This window comes from Microbacterium sp. ISL-103 (assembly GCF_018613995.1).
GTDB lineage: Bacteria > Actinomycetota > Actinomycetes > Actinomycetales > Microbacteriaceae > Microbacterium.
In genome coordinates, this window is record NZ_JAGGPD010000390.1 from 1 (window position 1) to 1,465 (window position 1,465).

Annotated in this window: 1 protein-coding gene and 1 pseudogene; both read left to right on the forward strand. The window is 62.5% G+C overall.

Annotation, left to right across the window (positions count from 1 at the left end):
• Positions 1-601: copper resistance CopC family protein (locus J7E68_RS14065; protein WP_215173571.1), on the forward strand; the 601-nt coding region annotated here is incomplete at its 5' end.
• A gap of 193 nt (positions 602-794) precedes the next feature.
• A pseudogene (locus tag J7E68_RS14070) lies at positions 795-1,465 on the forward strand (M23 family peptidase); the annotation flags it as partial.

The window sequence follows — 1,465 nt, forward strand, 5'->3', positions numbered from 1 at the left end:
CGCAGCTCTCGCGCACGACAACCTCCTGGACACCGTGCCCGGGGCAGACGAAACCGTCACCCAACTCGACGACGTCGCTCTCACGTTCAGCGGGGAACTCATTGACTTCAGCCAGGCAAGCTTCGCCCAAGTGCAAGGACCCGACGGCCTCTTCTACGAATCCAGCTGCTCCACCATCGACCGCAACATCCTCACCACCCCGGTCGCACTCGGAGAACCCGGCGTCTACACCGTGCTTTGGAACGCCGTCTCCAGCGACGGTCACCCCATATCCGAGAGCTTCACGTTCACGTACGCTCCCACCGGCATCGAGCCAGGGCTGGGATGGGACCAACCAGCATGCGGGAACGAACAATCACGGATGCAACCGGCAAAGGCGTCGCCCTCTGCTGTGCCAACTACCGAACCTCCCGCAGCGGACACCCCTGCCCCGGCGGCATCCGCAGGCGAGAACGAGGTGGCTTCGATCGCGATCCCGCTCATCATCGCCGTGGCTGTCATAGGTGCCGCGGTGATCGCCACCACCGTTGTCGTACGGCAAGTGAAAAAGAACAAACACAACAAGGTGAGCCCCGACATCCACACGGACCCGAAAGCGTGAACTTCGTGTCAGGACAGTCGAACTCGAATTCGATGCGACAGATATGGGCCACTGATCAGAGATCACGAGCGAGTCGGCGCGACTTCGGCGGCCACGTACGGCCGATGGACCAGACGGCGGGCAATGCAAGCGTGGCCAATCTGCGCGCCCATGGCAGCAGAATCCACGAAGCCGAGCTCGAGGAGAGGGCACAGTGAACGGACGACTCGTCTCTGCGGCTACGGAGGCGGCTGAAGAATGCGGTTGTGCACCCACGCCCGCCGAACGCGACTCGTTCTGGAAGCTGAGTGTTACTCGACGTGGCGCTTTCGGGCTCGGCACGCTCGGTGTCGCTGCATTCGCTGCACTCGGCATCGGCTCCGGCGACTCAGCGGCGTACGCTGCGTCGTACCCGAGTTGGGACGATGTGCAACGCGCCAAGAACAACGAAGCTGCCAAGGCTGCCGAGATCACCCGAATCGAAGGGCTGATCCAGTCCTTGACGCGGAAGGTCGCTGAGACTCAGGTTGCTGCCGATACAGCCTCCGACGAGTTCTATGCAGCGCAGCAGGAGTACTTCGCTGCGATCACGGAAGCTCAGAGCCTGCAGGCGCAGGCGGACGAACAATCAGCGATTGCCGAAACCTCTGCGCGCAGGGCCGGTCAAGTTGCGGCACAGCTGTATCGCAACGGTGGAGACGATTCAGCACTTCAACTGTTCTTCTCCGGTTCCGCGGCCAACGCCGATGAGCTCCTGTCCCGCCTGGGCACCATGGACAAGCTGCCCGAGTACAACCGATCGGTCTACGATGACGCAATCCCGGCGCGCAATAACGCCCAATCGCTTACCGATCAGCCGAAGGTCGCACGCGACGAACGGGACCG